Here is a 273-nt window from a genome sequence, read left to right on the forward strand (position 1 = left end):
TTTTCAAAGAATTTTTTCCTTCGGTGAGTGCGTATTTCAGCTTCATCATAGTGATGATCTGTTAAGATTTGGCTCTTGTATATTACATTGTTGCCTCGAAAATAATGCTAAGCGCCTGCTGCTGTATTTCGCTCTCAAATACAATGAGGAGAATTATGACGGTAACTTTTTGGATGAGATTAATCTACTGGCGCAAAATCTGCCCCCTTTCCCTGGGCTCTTAACTTTTCCGGAAGGTATCTATCGAACGAATAGCGATGGCGTTAAATTGGT

The 273-nt window shown here is 39.9% G+C and carries 1 protein-coding gene; it reads left to right on the forward strand.

Going from position 1 to position 273, the window contains the following annotated elements:
- Nucleotides 1-273 (forward strand): hypothetical protein (locus P8629_RS11855; protein WP_278166323.1); only part of this gene is annotated, 273 nt, incomplete at both ends.

The sequence above is a fragment of the Hydrogenovibrio sp. 3SP14C1 genome (assembly GCF_029625905.1).
GTDB lineage: Bacteria > Pseudomonadota > Gammaproteobacteria > Thiomicrospirales > Thiomicrospiraceae > Hydrogenovibrio.